At 39.4% G+C, this 16815-nt stretch carries 11 protein-coding genes; 6 read left to right on the top strand and 5 right to left on the bottom strand.

The features are described 5' to 3' along the window. The first annotated feature begins 33 nt into the window (after positions 1–33). Positions 34–1047 carry an alpha/beta hydrolase gene (locus ACR5KR_RS06930; protein WP_448265942.1) on the top strand — a complete coding sequence of 338 codons (1014 nt, stop codon included), beginning with the start codon at positions 34–36 and terminating at the stop codon, positions 1045–1047. 175 nt (positions 1048–1222) lie between these two features. Here the strand turns inward: ACR5KR_RS06930 and ACR5KR_RS06925 are convergent, their stop codons facing one another. Then, complete coding sequence (locus ACR5KR_RS06925; protein ID WP_448265941.1) at positions 1223–6640, bottom strand: trifunctional serine/threonine-protein kinase/ATP-binding protein/sensor histidine kinase; 5418 nt, start codon at positions 6638–6640, stop codon at positions 1223–1225. Positions 6641–7041: 401 nt separating this feature from the next. On the opposite strand from ACR5KR_RS06925, the gene ACR5KR_RS06920 reads away from it, so the two are divergent. After that, complete coding sequence (locus ACR5KR_RS06920) at positions 7042–7227, top strand: hypothetical protein (RefSeq protein ID WP_448265940.1); 186 nt, start codon at positions 7042–7044, stop codon at positions 7225–7227. A gap of 122 nt (positions 7228–7349) precedes the next feature. Here the strand turns inward: ACR5KR_RS06920 and ACR5KR_RS06915 are convergent, their stop codons facing one another. Beyond that, complete coding sequence (locus ACR5KR_RS06915) at positions 7350–7904, bottom strand: RidA family protein (RefSeq protein WP_445627187.1); 555 nt, start codon at positions 7902–7904, stop codon at positions 7350–7352. A 908-nt stretch (positions 7905–8812) separates the two neighbouring features. After that, positions 8813–10462: a Ppx/GppA phosphatase family protein gene (locus ACR5KR_RS06910; protein WP_448265939.1), complete on the bottom strand. Its 1650-nt coding sequence runs from the start codon at positions 10460–10462 to the stop codon at positions 8813–8815. A gap of 449 nt (positions 10463–10911) precedes the next feature. Here ACR5KR_RS06910 and ACR5KR_RS06905 point away from each other — a divergent pair, with 449 nt between their 5' ends. The 3 genes from ACR5KR_RS06905 to ACR5KR_RS06895 all read left to right on the top strand — a co-directional run bounded on the left by ACR5KR_RS06905 (position 10912) and on the right by ACR5KR_RS06895 (position 14907). Continuing rightward, positions 10912–11793, top strand: a complete 882-nt coding sequence (locus ACR5KR_RS06905; protein ID WP_445627189.1) for a 4-hydroxybenzoate solanesyltransferase — start codon at positions 10912–10914, stop codon at positions 11791–11793. Between the two features lie 78 nt (positions 11794–11871). Further along, positions 11872–13650: an asparagine synthetase B family protein gene (locus tag ACR5KR_RS06900; RefSeq protein WP_448265938.1), complete on the top strand. Its 1779-nt coding sequence runs from the start codon at positions 11872–11874 to the stop codon at positions 13648–13650. A 588-nt stretch (positions 13651–14238) separates the two neighbouring features. Next, entirely contained in the window at positions 14239–14907 is a 669-nt protein-coding gene (locus ACR5KR_RS06895; RefSeq protein ID WP_448265937.1) for a pentapeptide repeat-containing protein, read from the top strand. Here the strand turns inward: ACR5KR_RS06895 and ACR5KR_RS06890 are convergent. Further along, positions 14904–15212, bottom strand: coding sequence for an IS630 transposase-related protein (locus ACR5KR_RS06890; protein ID WP_448265936.1), 309 nt, complete (start codon positions 15210–15212; stop codon positions 14904–14906). The two genes, ACR5KR_RS06895 and ACR5KR_RS06890, sit on opposite strands and share 4 nt — an antisense overlap. Before the next feature lie 78 nt (positions 15213–15290). Between ACR5KR_RS06890 and ACR5KR_RS06885 the strand changes: the two genes are divergently transcribed. Next, the gene (locus ACR5KR_RS06885; protein ID WP_448265935.1) at positions 15291–15476 is read left to right on the top strand and encodes a hypothetical protein; all 186 of its coding nucleotides are present in this window, start codon (positions 15291–15293) and stop codon (positions 15474–15476) included. Positions 15477–15945: 469 nt separating this feature from the next. On the opposite strand, the gene ACR5KR_RS06880 is transcribed toward ACR5KR_RS06885, so the two are convergent. Further along, positions 15946–16725: an ABC transporter permease gene (locus ACR5KR_RS06880; RefSeq protein WP_445627194.1), complete on the bottom strand. Its 780-nt coding sequence runs from the start codon at positions 16723–16725 to the stop codon at positions 15946–15948. Positions 16726–16815 lie beyond the last annotated feature (90 nt).

The raw sequence follows: 16815 nt of genomic DNA, 5'->3' as shown, positions 1-16815 counted from the left end.
TACTAGATGTATATGAACATAATAATTACATAAATGAAAGTTGGCATTCAAAATACAGTAGAAATTCTAGAGCAAGTTCACCAATTAGAGTCCACACTAGGTCTTAAAAATGAACCCTGCCGTTCTAAATTTTTGATTCATCCTCACTTCACGTCAAAAGTTTTTTTGTTTTTGCATGGTTTTACAGCAGGCCCTTACCAATTCGAGCCGCTTGGTAAAGCCTTCTTTAACAAGGGATATAACGTTCTAATTCCTTTACAACCCGGTCATGGACGCTCAGGTAACTGGAAGTCGCAAAATCCTCCACCCTTGCCAACAGATATTGAGATTTATCAACAATTTGTCATCAAATGGTTGCAGATTGCCAAAACGCTAGGGCAACAAGTTGTAATTGGTGGATTATCAACAGGTGGAACTTTAGCTGCTTGGTTAGCTTTGGAGCATCCTGAAGAGATTGACCGCACTTTATTGTTTACGCCTTTTTTAGGTAGCCGCTATTTACTATTCGATCGACTCATCAAAATTCTGCCAATTTACTTTGAATGGTTCAACAAAGATGCACCTGGGAATTTTGGTTATAAAGGTTTTCGTCTCAAGGCTTTACGGATATTTCTCGAATTGGGATATCAGGTTTTAGACAAGGCTCAAGACTGTGTATCTGCCCCAATATTAATGGTATGTAGTGAAGCAGATGGTGCTGTTAGTCGCTCGAAACAGCAGGATTTTTTCCGAAGAATACTTCAGCAGCAACCGAAATCCTGGTATTACTGTTTCGATGATTCGCTTCACATTGAACACCGAATGATGACAAAATTGGAAGACAATGATTATGAAGAACTGGTAATTATCCTTGCTAAAGCATTTGTTGAGAGTAATTTAACTTGGGTAGAGTTTCAGGAAATGGCAAAGCGGATAGCGCAGGGGCAACCCTATGATCAAATCATCCGAGAACTCAACTTTGATGAACAAGTTTTTCCACAGCTATCTGCAATGATGACTCAAGGTTTTGGCTGTGAGCATCTTAAATGTATCAATCCAGATTCCTAATGAGCATCCCTATTTTGCAAAAAATGGAGAGGTAAAAAATATTTGCAATTTCAAAATCTAGTTTAATTCTCTATAGATTCAGTTAACAGCTATTATTGTAGATAATTGGTTTTTCAAGACGCGATGAATCGCGTCTCTACAAATGGTATTGTCGCATTCTTTTTTTTAATTGGTATTAATTTTGAGTCTGAGCCAGAATTGGTAAGGTAATTACAAATTCTGTTCCAACGCCCAGGGTAGAATTCACAACCAGTGAACCGCCATGTTTTTCTACAACAATAGACTGAGCGATCGCTAATCCTAATCCTGTTCCTTTACCTACACCTTTCGTAGTAAATAAGTGGTCAAATATCTTTTGTTTGACTGATTCACTCATCCCTTGAGCATTATCAGCAATACTCACTTCAACTTGTTTATTTTTTAAAGAGGTGGTAATTTTAATCCGATTGGGATTGGCTTGAATCTTTTCAAAACTCTTACCTATATTTGATTCATCTAAGGCATCAATGGCATTTGCTAAGATGTTCATAAATACTTGGTTTAACTGCCCAGGAAAGCATTCAATTTTGGGTAAATTTCCGTACTCATTCATTACTTCAATAGCTGGACGTTCTTCGTTCGCTTTCAGGCGATGTTTGAGGATTAAAATCGTACTATCAATGCCTTCATGAATGTTAAACGGTACTTTGTAATCTCTATCAGCACGAGAAAAAGTACGCAGACTGGTGCTAATGTTCTTGAGCCTATCACACGCTATTGTCATCGAATCAATTATTTTGAGCAAATCTTCTAAGCTATATTCCAAATCGATTTCTTCAGCATGGGTAAAAATTTCATCTCCGGGAGTAGGAAACTTTTGTTCATATAGTTTCAAGTGTTCGATCACATCAATAAATGTTGGTTTAGCTTGTTGGAGACTGGCAGCAATAAAACCAAGAGGATTGTTCATTTCATGAGCGACGCCAGCAACTAAATTGCCCAACGCAGACATCTTTTCGCTTTGGACGATTTGTAATTGAGCTTGTTGCAAATCTTCTAAAGCTTGTCCAGCTTGCTGATAAAGCCGAGCATTTTCCAAAGCAATTGCTGCTTGGGAGGAAAGTAGGTTAATCACCTGTAAGCGGTTACTAGTAAATACTCCTTGATTCAATTGATTTTCTAGGTAGAGAATCCCCACCAAATTACCTTGGTTAATAATGGGCGTACATAATACGCTTTGAGGTTGATGTAGGAGCATATATTCTCCAATTACACCAGGAATACTCGTTTCACAATTGTCTATGATGACGGTTTCTTGAGTATTTTTAACGTAATTTATTAGCTTTCGCGGAATATATTGGCAAGCATCTATTAGTTGTGAATCTAGAATGGTTTTGACATCAGTTTGGGAATTTGACTGTTCATCGATAAAAGTAATTGCCCGCACTTGCCAAGTATCTTTTTGAGGAAGAATTAATACAGATGTTTTCGCACCAGAATTTTCTAAGATAATGCGAGTGAGACTGCCGATCAGTGCGTCTAATTCGATACAACTGGAGATAGTTTGAGCTGCTTTGAGAATGCAGGTTAAATCTAGAGCATCAGAAATATTAGTACTGCTGGTAGTGTAACTAGATGTACGAGCAATGCTGGCTATGGTTTCTAAGGGGTTTAAGTTGAATTCTTGCTGTTGCAAAACGGGTTTGAGTAATTTGGGATAGCGTTTTTCCAAGTCATCAGTTTTGGCTTTTGCTCCCCAATGGGCATAACTGTAATATGCTTGTTGCAGATATCCTTCTGCGGCTTTTTCTTTACCCCATTCTAGGTAAAATTTGGCAGCAAGTTCGTTAGCGATCGCTGCTTCCTGAACATAGTCATTGGCGATCGCTTCTTGGATCGCTATTTCATAATAATCTGCGGCTTGTAAGCGATCGCCAGTTACACGAGCTTGTTCAGCTAAAATTAAATTGTACTTGTGCTGATAATTTACTGGTGCATGAGCCGCCCATTCTTGCATTTTTGACTGGTTTTCGGCTACTTTCTGGAGATAAAGCTGTTGCTGTGCTTCATTTCCTTGAGAACAAAGAGCTAGCAAACTCAAAGATTGATAGAAATTCCGCAAGGGAACAATTAATAAGCCTGCTGCTCCCTGCTCATACTGCTCAAATTTTTGGGAATATTCCCAAGCAGATTCATACTCACCAAAAAGATAAGCTAGGAGCGTTTTTGCTAGATAGACATAACAAATACCATTGATATTGTTTGTTTCAATTAAAGTCGGTAACATTTCAACTTCGTGAAAATGCTTACCAATTAAACAACAGGGATTAGCCGCTTCTCCTTGTAAATTTAGAACAGTCTGCCGCCAGATATTTCCCCAAACCAGAGATACCTCTTGTTTAATTTGCTGCATGAGATCGCAATATTTATCAGCCTCCAGGACAGCATTTTCTAGGTTTTCTCCACTCCAAAAGAGAAATTGACAATAGCAATTGGCACAATAGCCTACATATTCTAAATTTCCGGTTTCTAATCCACTCTGCAAGCCCTCTAAAAAGAGATTCAATGTGGATTTAATAGAATCTTTCCAATGTTTAATAAACAAACTAAATGTTAAATAAACCCTACTTTTAAGTTCTTTAGTTTGAAATTTTTCTAAAAGTTGTACTGCCAGTTTACCAAACTGATATCCATCTTCAATTGCACCAATACTGCACAAAAATAATCCATAGAGACTATAGGCAACAGCTGCCTGTGGTGAGTTGCCGTACTTAATACAAATTTCGATCATTGTAAAAATTTTGAGCGGCAATAACATCGGTTTGGCTATATAAACTGGAGCAAATAAACCTGATAATATGCGGAGTGCAACTAATTTTTGGGGATCAATGATTTCTGGCATATCTGCCAATGCTGCAATCGATTGATGAACCAACATTTGTTTTAATTGGTCATATTCCTCAAAAATAATTTGAGTGCTACCATCTTCAGGTAACGTCAAATCTAGTAATTGCAGTGCTTCTCTACCTGTGGCTATTGCTTCAATGAATTTATTTTGCGCCGTATAAGATTGGATTTGAATCTCATAGGTACGAACCTTTTCTAATGGAGATTTAGCATTTTTGAGGATAATCTCTACTAATGATTTTGATGACTCAAAGTTTGTATTCAGATATTCTGCCTCAGCCGCAGACTCGTAAACAGCAAGGGCCAAATCGTAGCTGCTTTGCCAAGCATTTATCGGTAATAGAAGCATTGCCACTTTTAAATACTCAACTGCTGTTGCATAAGCTGTGGAGTTTTTGGCTTTACAACCAGCTATCAGATTTAACCGGGATAAATGTTCTCGTTCGTCAGCTTCTTCTAATAACTCCAGTCCGTAATTGAATTGGTTAACGATCGCAAAAATTCCTGACTCTTGCTGCTCTTTAGGTGTATTCTGCAACAACAGTTGCCCAATTTGCAAGTGTGTTGACTGTTTTTGTGCTTCTGGAATGAGTGAATAGGCAGCTTGCTGGACGCGATCGTGTAAAAATTTATATACAACCATCTCAGACTGTTCTTGAGTAGCTGCTTGATTTTCGGAACCAACAAAAAACTTATAAACCTCACTTTGCGGCAAAATCAACCCTTCTTGCAAAGCCTTCCACAAGCAATCTGCGGTTTCTACCTCCGATTGTTTAGAAACAATCGCTAATGTTTTTAAATCGAACTGATTACCAATACAAGCGGCTAGTTTCAATTGTTGTTGAGTTGATTCTGGTAATCTTCGTAATTGGAAAACCATAAAATCAACAACATTGTCTGCTAGAGTTTGCTGATTGATTTGAGAAATGTCGCATTGCCAACATCCCTCTACAGAATTAAATTGAATGAGTCGATCTTGATGTAATGATTTCAAGATTTGAGTTGCAAAAAATGGATTCCCTTGAGCTTTACGATAAATCAATTGTGAAAGAGACAATGCCACATTTTCTGCACAATTTAATGTATCGGCTACAAGTTGATTCAATTGTAATTGGTTGAGTGGTTTTAGATTAAGACTATTTACCTTGACACCTATTTTGCGAATTTCATCCAACATTACCATCAATGGATGTGCTGGAAAAACTTCATTGTCTCTATAAGCGCCAATTAACAATAAATATCCCTGATTAGCTTCATTCATTAATAATTGCATGAGTTTTAATGAAGCTGAATCTACCCACTGTAAGTCATCTAAGAATATGACTAAGGGATGTTCTTTAGTTGTAAATACTTGGAGAAATTTCTGAAATAATAAATTAAATCGGTTTTGTGCTGCGTTACCTGATAATTCTGGCGCAGGTGATTGTTTACCAATAATTTTTTCTAATTCGGGAATGACTTCAATAATTACTTGTCCGTCTTCACCTAATGCTTGAATAATTTGATTTTGCCATTTTTGTATTTGGACATCACTTTCTGCTAGTAATTGCTCCATGAAGTTACGGAAAGCTTGGACAAATGCAGAAAAAGGAATATTCCGATTAAATTGGTCAAATTTGCCTTTGATAAAATAACCGTGTTGGCGAACAATAGGTTTATGAACTTCGTTAACAACCGCAGTTTTACCAATCCCCGAAAACCCAGCTACCAGGATTATTTCTGTTGCTCCCAGGCTGACATTTTCAAATGCTTCTAACAGAGTTTCTACTTCTGCTTCTCGTCCATAGAGTTTATCAGGGATAATAAATCTATCGCACACATCCCTTTGGGCAATTGGGAAACTTTCAATTTTACCTGTTGTTTTCAGTTGAGCTAAACATTTTTCTAAATCATACTTTAATCCTAATACACTCTGATAGCGGTCTTCAGAATTTTTTGACATTAATTTGCTAACGATATCCGAAATTACCGCCGGAATTTGTAAGTTAATTACATCTATTGATGAGGCTACCTTAGCAATATGTGAATGCACCAACTCCATTGGATCGTTTGATTGAAAAGGTAACTCACCTGTGAGTAATTCGTAGAAAGTTACACCAAGTGAGTAAAAATCAGTCCGGTAGTCAATTCCCCGATTCATTCTCCCTGTTTGTTCTGGAGAAATATAAGCTAGTGTTCCTTCTAACACATTAGGACTGATTAGCGTATGCGTTTCTCTTGGTAATAGAGAGGCAATACTAAAGTCGATTAATTTAACTTCTTTGGAATCAGGATTAATTAAAATATTGCTCGGTTTGATATCTTTATGAATGATGCGCTGACTATAGAGTATCTCTAAGGTATTACAGAGTGCGATCGCTATTTGTAAAAACTCTTGTAAAAACCTAATGTCTCGTGTTTGATCGCGAGGAAAATAATTTTTTAGAGAAATGCCACCAAAATCTTCCATCACCAATGCATAGGTATTTTGATACACTTCCAGGCTATAGGTTTGGACGATTAAAGATGAGTTGAGATTTTTGGCAATGGTGTACTGATTGCGAAACTGCACTAGTTCGTTGAAGGAGGGATATGGATTTTTCAGTAGTTTGATCGCTACAGGTAATGAGTCACTTTCTCGATACCCTCGATAAACTATAGTTCTCGAACCATTGTAGATTTCTTCAATGATTTGGTATCCAGAAATATTAACATGAGTGCTAAACATACTGTTAAATCCGAGTAATTTATAAGTTGATTATTCCCAAATTCATAACGGCAGTTTAATGTTAATTAATAAAGATTACTATGGCTTTACTTTTCAGACCATTTATGAAGATAAGCTTTAAATTTTAGTGTACATTACACGCTGCCTTAGCTTTAAAGCATTCAATGCAGAGATAGAATATCTGGCACAAAGCGTCAAGGTTCTCAATAGTAAATTAAGAATCTACAAAGGTAAAGTAGGAATTTTTTAACTCAAAAATATGCTTGTAAGGGCTAGGGAAAGTTTAAAGGGAAAAGGTTAAAAACTTTCACCTTTTCCCTTTAAACTTTAAAGAACCAAGTTAACAAGAGCAAACTACTATAGGACTACTATTTGATTTTTGAACAAAATTAGGTATTGTAGTGGCGTGGCAAGCAAAAAAATTGTGCATTAACAAAGTCTTGTGGGATGGGCGTCTCGCCCGTCCGGTGCGGGCTTTTCGGCCCACACCACAAAAAAATTTATTGCAACATTTTAGCCTTGCCGCGCCACTACGTATCTTTTCAGAAATCAAACCGGATTCCTATAGTACTTGCTGGGATTTTTAGTTAGGTTTCGTAGTCTGACTAAAGGCAATTACTTACTCAAATAGGAGAGCCTATTATTGATTGACAGTAGCGGAAGTTTGTTATTCCGCCGACTGTGATTGATAGAATTTTGAAACCAGTCTTCAACTACGGTTATCTGGAATTACCGCATAAGCATCAATTTCAAACAACATACCGTCAAGTGCAAGTCTAGGAACGGGAATAAGAGTGTTTGCTGGTGGTTGATTCCCCCATAAATTTATAATTTCACGTCCTAACGGGATCAATTTATTTTGGTTGTGATCCACTATCAGAACAGTAGTTTTTGCGACATCTTGTGGTTGTGCCCCAACCGCTGCTAAGGCATAACGGAGGTTTTTAAAAGCCTGTATTAACTGCTTTTCAAATTCATTGGAGACAAGATTCCCTTGCAAATCGGAACCAAATTGACCAGAAATATAGACAGTTCTCGCCCTTGATGGTGTCACAGCTATATGGCTATAGCCATTTTGGGTTGGATTATATAATGTTGGTGGGTTCACCAATTTCAACTCTTTGTTGTCTTTAGCGCTCACTTCCTTTTGTGTTCCCACCATCAAGGCGGTTGTTATTCCACTACCTCCAAGCCACAAAAGTGCATTTCGTCGCGAGAAGTTTGCTACTAGCGAATTTACAGCACTGGTAATACGTTTAGTCATTAAAGCTCCTTAAATGTGAGTTCTCTATTTTTGCTCATACTTAGTTCTATTATCTATCCAATCATGATAAAAAGCACTAGCAATGGAACATAGTGCGGTGTAATCACTTAATAAATACCTCCTAATAGCTTTCAGGTCGTTTAGCTTTAGATATGGATACAGTTAATACTTATACCAAATCAGGTTGTTAACCCTCCAAAAGCGCATTAGGCGATCGCAGTGCGTAGTATTTTCGTAATAACTTCAGAGCGCAAACAACAGTCGTAGGGGCGCAAGTCCTTACGCCCCTACTTCTTGCTAGGCTTTTGTCTCCCTTCCCCTTTCTAAGCTTCTGCGCAAGTTTCTTTTGCAGCCCTCAATATTATGTCTGCTTGATTAGGGATTACCAAGAAATAAATTATTCAATCTTGTGGGGTGGACATCTTGTCCGCCTTAACCATTGGGTGGGCGTCTCGTCCGCCCGCCCCACAAGAAAAATTGAATGTTTTTTTCTTTGGAAGTCCCTTACTTATTAAACTAGTGAGATTTTATATAAGGATATCTAAGTTTCCCGGCTTAGATATCCACTAGCAACATAACCTACATTTAATAGATTGTTAATTCTATTCTAATTACTAATGTCTGTTTTTAAATGTTTCCTTGGGACAGTTATAAATTCGTCCTTAAGTTAGATGTCAAAATGATATATATTTTTTAGCTCGATCCACTTTACAAATTTAATTAAGATTTTTGTTGTATATGAGAATATTACTTGTTAATAATAACTTCTTAAAAATTCATTAAATAATTTTTTTGATTTTTCCCTTAAGCTTTTATATTGAGACTAACTTCTCAAGCCGATTATCGATCGCAAATATAAATATAAGCTATATGCAGGTGCGTTACACTGTGTTAACGCACCCGAATTTCTAAGAGAAGTTAGGAATACTAGACTTTTCTAAACTCGCTACTAATTTCACTCCAAATTCTTCTTCAAACACCTCTTTTTTATAATCTAAGCTCCAAAGTTCTAAAGCACAATCATCATCTGATTGAGTAGGGAAAATTAGCAGGTTGACCTGCCTAAGCTGTGAATAATACTCACATTGCACTTGAGCAACTGCACCAATTTTTCGTCTATCTAATGCTACTGCCAATCTTAAAATCGCACTTAATTGACTAACAATTTGTCGTTGTTGTTTGGTCAGCAAACTCTGGTAGTTTTCATGTTTTTTCTTGGGCGGCGATTTGCGATGATAACGCGCTAAATTAGCAATAATTTCAATCTCGGTTTCTGTATAACCGAGTAATTCTCCATTGCGAATTAAATAGTAAGAGTGCTTGTGGTGAGACGAATGGCTGATATAATGACCGCAATTGTGTAATATTGCCGCTGCCCAGAGCATTTGTCGTTCATCAGTTCCCCAATGATGTAGAGTACCTTGAGTTTGGTCAAATAAACTCTCGGCAAATTTTGCCACGCGATCGCTGTATTCTAAATTGATATGGTATTTATCTGCGAGTTTGAGGACATTCCGTTCCCGAATTGAACTTTGGTAGCGTAGTTTATCTTCAATTAAACCGTGGGTTAGCATCCAGTCTACGATTACGCCTTCCCTCAGAGAACGCTCACAAACTGTTACTGATTCACTACCCAAAAGGGTCATTGCTTCTTGTAATATGACTGCGCCAGCGAGGATAACTTCAGGGCGCTTCTCTGGCATCCCAGGAATTTCAGCCCTTTCGGAATTACTCAGTTTCCGCAGGCGATTTACCAACTCTTGCAAGTCTTTCAAACTAAATTGGTAGCCATTGAGAGTGGAAGGAATGACACCCGACTTTTCCCGTGCATGAATCATCGCCAGGGTTTCAATTGTGCCGGATGTACCCACCAAACGCGGAGATTCCCCAGACTCTAGGTTTGCTAAGATTTCTTCTACAGAACGTTCCAACATCCCGCGTGCATAAGCTTGCAGATATTGGAACTCACTGGTGCTGATGGGGTCAGTAGTGATTAACTCGCTAGTGAGTCGCACTGCACCAACTTTGGTACTGGTGAGAATCCGGGCTTGCTGACTATCGCCTAAAATTAATTCTGTGGAACCACCGCCAATATCAATAATGGTGTGGGGCTGGTTGTTAAATTCCATCCCCGACAGCACACCAAGATAAATTCGCCGCGCTTCTTCTTGACCAGAAATCAAGTTAACGCTTAAACCCAACTCCGTTTCTATTGTGTGCAAAAAATCTTTCCCATTGGGTGCTTCTCGCACAGCACTAGTTGCCACAGCGATGATTGTTTCAGCGTTGATAGTTTTGGCAACTTCTTGAAAGCGTCTTAAAGCAGCGATCGCCTTTTCAATTATCTCTGGTTTGAGTTCTCCAGTGGTAAGATTGCGATCGCCAAGCCTTACGGTTTCCTTTTCTTTAGCAATAATGCTGAAAGCTGGTAGTGTAGGGTCAATCTTGACTACTACCATGTGTAGAGAATTTGTTCCCAAATCAATGGCAGCAATAATCCGATGTTGCTTAGATGGTTGAGTAGGACTACTCTCCCAGCTAGAAACTAAATCCAGCATCTAGTTTTCTCTCTTTATAAGAAATGATCGCAAACGGTGATATGTCGGGGTAGCTAGCACTGATATTTATGACAACACACTTGCTCAGGCTGAGTGCTGTTAGTAGATAGCTAGGGTTTAACCCATACTAGCTATGTATATTTACCCTACTACTTATAACCTCAGTGACTATTTAAAGATATTTAAAGTTGCCACTTTCAGTTATGTTTTTACAAATAACAAATAACGTTATTCTATAGATGTAAAGAAGTGTGAATTAAAAAATAAGGCATAGGGAATAGGGAATGGGGCATTGGGAAAAGACAAGGAAGACAAGGAAGAAGGGGGAGACAAGGAAGAAACTGGTTCAATAATTCTCCCTTGTCCCCCTTGTCCCCCTTGTCCCCCTCATCTCCCCCTGCTCCCCTGCCCCCTGCCCCCTGCCTCCTGCCCCCTGCCCCCTCAATCCTATGCTAACGACGCCAGAACGCCCCCAGTCACCAATTTGGCTTGTAATTATCCGGCTTTTACGCTGGCATAAACCAGAAGGGCGGTTAATTTTAATGATTCCTGCCCTTTGGGCTGTGTTTTTGGCAGCTTCAGGAAAACCGCCTTTACCTCTGGTTGGTGTGATTATATTGGGTACTCTGGCCACGAGTGCGGTTGGGTGTGTTGTCAACGATTTGTGGGATCGGGATATCGATCCAGAAGTGGAGAGAACACGCGATCGCCCCCTTGCTTCTCGCGCCTTATCTGTGAAAGTTGGAATTGTAGTTGCGATCGTCTCTTTAGCGTGTGCAGCAGTCTTGGCCTTTTATCTTAACCCCCTGAGTTTCTGGTTATGCGTGGCAGCAGTGCCTGTAATTTTGCTTTATCCAGGTGCAAAGCGGGTGTTTCCCGTACCGCAACTGGTGCTTTCCATCGCTTGGGGTTTTGGGGTCTTGATTAGCTGGAGTGCAGTCACGCAAAATCTTTCTCAACCAACTTGGTTACTTTGGGGCGCGACAGTACTGTGGACATTGGGATTTGATACAGTTTACGCCATGAGCGATAAAGAAGACGATCGCCGCATTGGTGTTAATTCTAGCGCCCTATTTTTTGGTAATTATGCCCCTCTAGCCATTGGAATTTTCTTTGCTGGCACAATTTTGTTATTGTCTTGGTTAGGCGTAGTTATACATCTACACTTAGCCTTCTGGATTAGCCTTGCAATTGCTACTATCGGATGGGTTTGGCAGTCTCTGCGATTAAGAAAGGGAAACTTACCTAATTCTGCTTATGGTAAGATGTTTCAGCAAAACGTGTGGATTGGTTTTATTTTACTTGCTGGGATGATTGCTGGATCTTTATAAGTAGGCAAGAGGCAAGTGGCAGGTGGTTCAGTTGGAATCTGCGTTTCAAAATGTTGGATTATGCGTTAAAAATTTCCCATGCTATTTGATGCGTTTAAAAATCGTAAATCTCCTAAAATCGAATTCATCAAAACTAATCCAACCTGGCGCGTAGCATGGGGAAACATTAATCCAAATTATGAAGATATAGCTTGGCGAGATGAAAAAATTTCTGTAATTTTACCACACACAACTTCGGAATTTCCGGCAGAGAAATTAGCAATCAGTTCTAGAGGAAGATTTGTTGTGATTGGTGATGTTTGGTTAACTAACCGAGTGCAGTTGCTGCAAAAGTTGGGAATTGAACCGGATAGCTTTCAAGCAAGTTCTCTGCAACTGGTGGCCAATCTTTGGGAACAATGGGGTAATGAAAGTCTCAGCCAACTTGTAGGGATGTTTGCGTTGGTGGTTTGGGATAGAGACAAACAGGTGTTGAGATTGATTCGCGATCGCATCGGTGTTCGTACTCTCTATTATACTACCAGTGGTTCGGTTCGTTGGATTGCGCCTCAACTGAGAACTTTATCACCCCATCGTTCATCTGATTTAGATTTGGTGGCGTTGCGAGATTATCTTTGTTGTGCTTTTATTCCCGGCGAACGAACCCTTTGGGAACAGGTGCAAGAACTCCGACCTGGAACCGTTTTAGAATTTCCCGACCACAAAGTTACAGCTTATTGGCAACTTCAAGAACAAATTATAGCAAGCGATCGACCTTTAGCATGGCATGGCGATCGCTTGCGAGAACTTCTAGAGCAAGTTGTTCAAGAATATTTACCACCAGCAAATGAACCCGTTGGCGTTTTTCTTTCTGGTGGTTTGGACTCTAGTAGTATCACTGCTTTAGTAGCAAAATTCCACAAAGCACCAGTCCACACCTTCTCGATTCATTTTGGTTCGGAATGTCCCAATGAGTTAGAATTTTCCAGTCTCGTTGCATCCCATTGTCAAACACAGCACCACATTTTAGAAATTACTTTTAAGGATATGTGGTCGCGTTTGCCGGAAACAATGGCTTATTTAGACGATCCTATTGGCGACCCACTGACTGTTCCCAACTTTTTGCTAGGACGACTGGCGAGAGAAAGTGTAGAAGTAGTTTTAAATGGTGAAGGTGGCGACCCCTGTTTTGGCGGGCCAAAAAATCAGCCCATGCTAATTAATAGTTTATATGGCTCCGTCACCAATCAAGATGCATTGTATGCTTATTTAATTTCCTTTCAAAAGTGTGCTGTTGACTTACCGCAACTTTTAAAACCAGAAGTTTGGACAGCAGTACAAACAGCGCCTTGGGTTTTTGCAGAAGATTTATATTCCCAAGCCAGCTATCTGAATCGTTTGATGGCAATGAATATCAAATTTAAAGGCGCTGACCAAATTCTGACGAAAGTCAGTAACTTGACTCAAGCTGCTCTTTTGCAAGGTCGTTCTCCTCTGTTCGACCAACGAATAGTAGAGTTAAGTATGGAGATACCTCCAGAGTATAAGCTTTCTGGAGTAGAAGAAAAAGCAGTTTTAAAGCAAGCAATTACCTACGGTACATCTTTGGCGATCGCAGATATCTTACCAGACACAATTATTCATCGTCCCAAAAGTGGCATGATGGTACCAGTGCAGTTAGGATTTCGGAAATATTGGCAGCAAGAAGCCAGAGATTTATTGCTCAATCGAAATGCATGTATTACTCCTTACTTAAACCAGTTGCCAATTCGTAATTGGTTAAACTATCAAGGAGATACTTGGAGCCGGTATGGAGTAAAGCTGTGGTTGCTTGCTAGTTTAGAAATTTGGTTACAAGTAAATCAAAAAGCACAGTAGTGAAAGCAACAAAAAGATACGCCATAACTAAGTTGAGTTATGCCTTCGCTATCAATCCTGAGTGAGGGTAAGTACTCAGTAATAATAAAAGTTTTGAATCTTACAGCAGTTTTCATGTATTTGAACCACATCTGTTGGAGGAGCGCAAGACCTTGCGCCCCTACCGCGTGGTCTATTTACCTGAAAATAGTTGTAACTTATCCCAAGGCTTTTCATAAAAGCCGTGAGAAAATCGAAGTCATCTGTCATTTGCCATTAGTACAAATGACTGCGACCGTATCAATATTTCCTGACTTATGTCAGCATTTTTTGTTTTAGAAACCACTGAAAAAACGCATTTTCAAGTGATTGCCGATTTTCTTTTAATTTATTTTTGATTATTTACTGAGCTAATCTCCGTTTGCGGTGTACTCTCAATATACGGTAACTACCAATACTTCTCGGTTAAGGGGAAAGAAAAAACCTTTAACCCAAACCCAGTAACCTTTTGCCAAAACCCGATTCCGAATTAAAAATGCCTAACCGAGAAGTATTGCGATAACTAGCACACTCAACCTTTGAGATCAATTACACCCAGAGGTGAATACCATGAACAATTATGCTCAACAACAGGAATTTATTTTAAGTCAAATCACAAATAAACATTTTCAGCGCCGAGATTTCAGTGGATGTGATTTGAGGGGAATCGACCTGAAAGGAATTAATTTAAATGGTATTAACTTTATCGGAGCAGATTTGCGTGATGCAAATTTGTCTGGCTGTGTTCTAACTCGTGCTAATTTAAGTGGCGCAAATTTGATGCAAGCTAGCTTACGTGAAGCCAATTTGTATGAAGCATCTTTATGTGAAGCCAATTTGACTAATGCTGATTTAACACGAGCAAATTTGTGCGGAACATTCTTATGGCGAGTTAAATTCATAGGTAGTAATCTTTGGGGTGCTTCTTTATGTGATGTAGATTTGAGAGAAGCAGACTTAAGTGAAGCCCAATTAATTGAAGCATCCCTGATTGAAGCTAACTTAAGTTTTGCAAATCTCACACGAGCAAAGCTATGTGGAGCAAAATTACTCGAAGCTAATTTGACTGAGGCTAACTTAACCGGTGCAGACTTAACATGGGCAAATTTAACTAAAGCAAACTTGAATAAGGCAAACCTTTGGAAGACAAATTTGATTTATGCGAAGTTGCGAGATACTATCATGCCTGATGGCACAATTGAGCAACCTCAGATAAACCTCATCTATGTTGAAACCTAGAGTTTTTTAAAAAATATTAAAAGATATACAGCACTTTGCGCGACTAACTGGTACAGTAGCAGCAGTGAGAAAAGATGTTCTGCTACCATTTCCTCTATCTGTTGAGAATAACCAGATAGTTGGCTCGGTTTTCCTCCAGTTGCTACACTTGGCTCTAGTGTCCTTTTTTCTCGTTTTCGGTTCACGAGGTCTTGTACTGTATTTTTATTTACCTTGAATCTTTCTGCTACTTTGCGAATAGATGTATTTCCCGCTTCGTAAACACTAATCATTTTCTCCCGCAGATCTACTGAGTAGGGTTTCATCTGATTTTTTACTTTTATCTTCTCAACTACTGTACCAAACCGTTACACAAAGTGCTGTATTTATGTAGGTTGGGTGGAATGAAACGCAACCCAACATTACTAACTGATTTATGTTGGGTTACGCTATCGCTGCACCCAACCTACAAAACTACTACCATCGGGGGTAAGGGTGGCGGTGAAGTTGTCGCCTCGGAAGAATTTGGAGCCGTTGACGGTTTGGATGTGGCGGTCAAATTAGCTGTAGCCGTTGATGATGCCTGCTAGGTGTCCCATTTCGTGCAGGATGCTGGTGAGCAGGTCGTATTTGCCGAATGCATCGCCTGTAGTGGCGCAGAAGGCTGTATCGGTGAGGGTTTGGGTGAATTCGCTGTTGTCTAGGGGTGTGGGGTCGATGAACCATCCGATACCGTTGGCGTCGTCGTCGATGAGGATTGTGCCGCCGTTAGGGCGACCAAAGGAGTCGAATTTGGTGATTTGAGCTTCGGCTAGTTGTCCTGTAGGGAGATCTTCGATTTGGAAGGTTAGCGATTTATTGACGGTGGTGCAGACTTGTCGTCGTCAAGGCAAGTCTATTATTGATTTTTTTGTACAAGCACTACTGGCTGATTCTAATAATTATCTGTACTCCCCCATCTCTACTTTCTAAATATTAGACCTGAATCTTTACGAATTAATAACCAATGACAAATGACAAATGACCAATGCCCAATGACAAATGCCCAATGCCCAATGTCTAAAATTCACGTTGTGAAAAGATTGCAATAGCGATCGCTAACAACATGGCACTATAAAGTAAGCCATAACTAGCATTCATAATCAGTGCAGTAGTGTCAGGTAGTGCTTGCAGACCATAAACGGCATCATTTTTCAAATCTAATCGAGATAAATCTGGCAAGAAAAGAAACAAAGCTTGAGTTAGACGTTCCATACCAGGGTTACGGCTCAGACGACCCAGTTGTACTAAATCTTGAGTAATATTTCCGATTAAATATACCGCAAAGGTTAAAATAGTCGCTAGCAGAGAAGCAGTAAAAACACCAAAGGTAATAGCCACAGCAGTAATTAATGACAACTGCAAAAATAAGAAAATTGCAGCAATTAGAATGCTTGCTGTAGGATGAGGAATATTACCAATTTGCAGAAATAGCAGATAAATTACTGTCATCGTGGCGACAAGCACAGCTAGGACTGCGGATAAACCCAAGTATTTGCCGACGATAATTTCGCTGCGACTAACGGGTTTAGCAATTAATACTAAAATAGTGCGTTTTTCAATTTCTTTATTAATTAGTCCCGTACCAATAAATATCGTAATAATTAACCCGATGGCATTCATCGCCGTCATCCCAAAGTCTAAAAACATTTTATCTTCAGCTGTAGCTGCAAATTCAGGAAGGACGCGGAAGGCAGTAGCGAGTACTAGCGCATAAAAACCAATAATATATAGGATGCGATCGCGTACCACTTCCTGAAACACATTCTTTGCCAATACAAAAATTCTGTTAATAGTCATTTGTCATTTGTCATTCGTCATTTGTCATTGGTCATTTGTCATTTGTCATTCGTCATTAGTTATTCTCCCTGCCCCTCGGTCACTGAGCGT

This window comes from Nostoc sp. DSM 114159 (assembly GCF_053470285.1).
The sequence above is the reverse complement of the archived record's forward strand: the minus strand, read 5'-3'. Positions and strand labels throughout refer to the sequence as shown.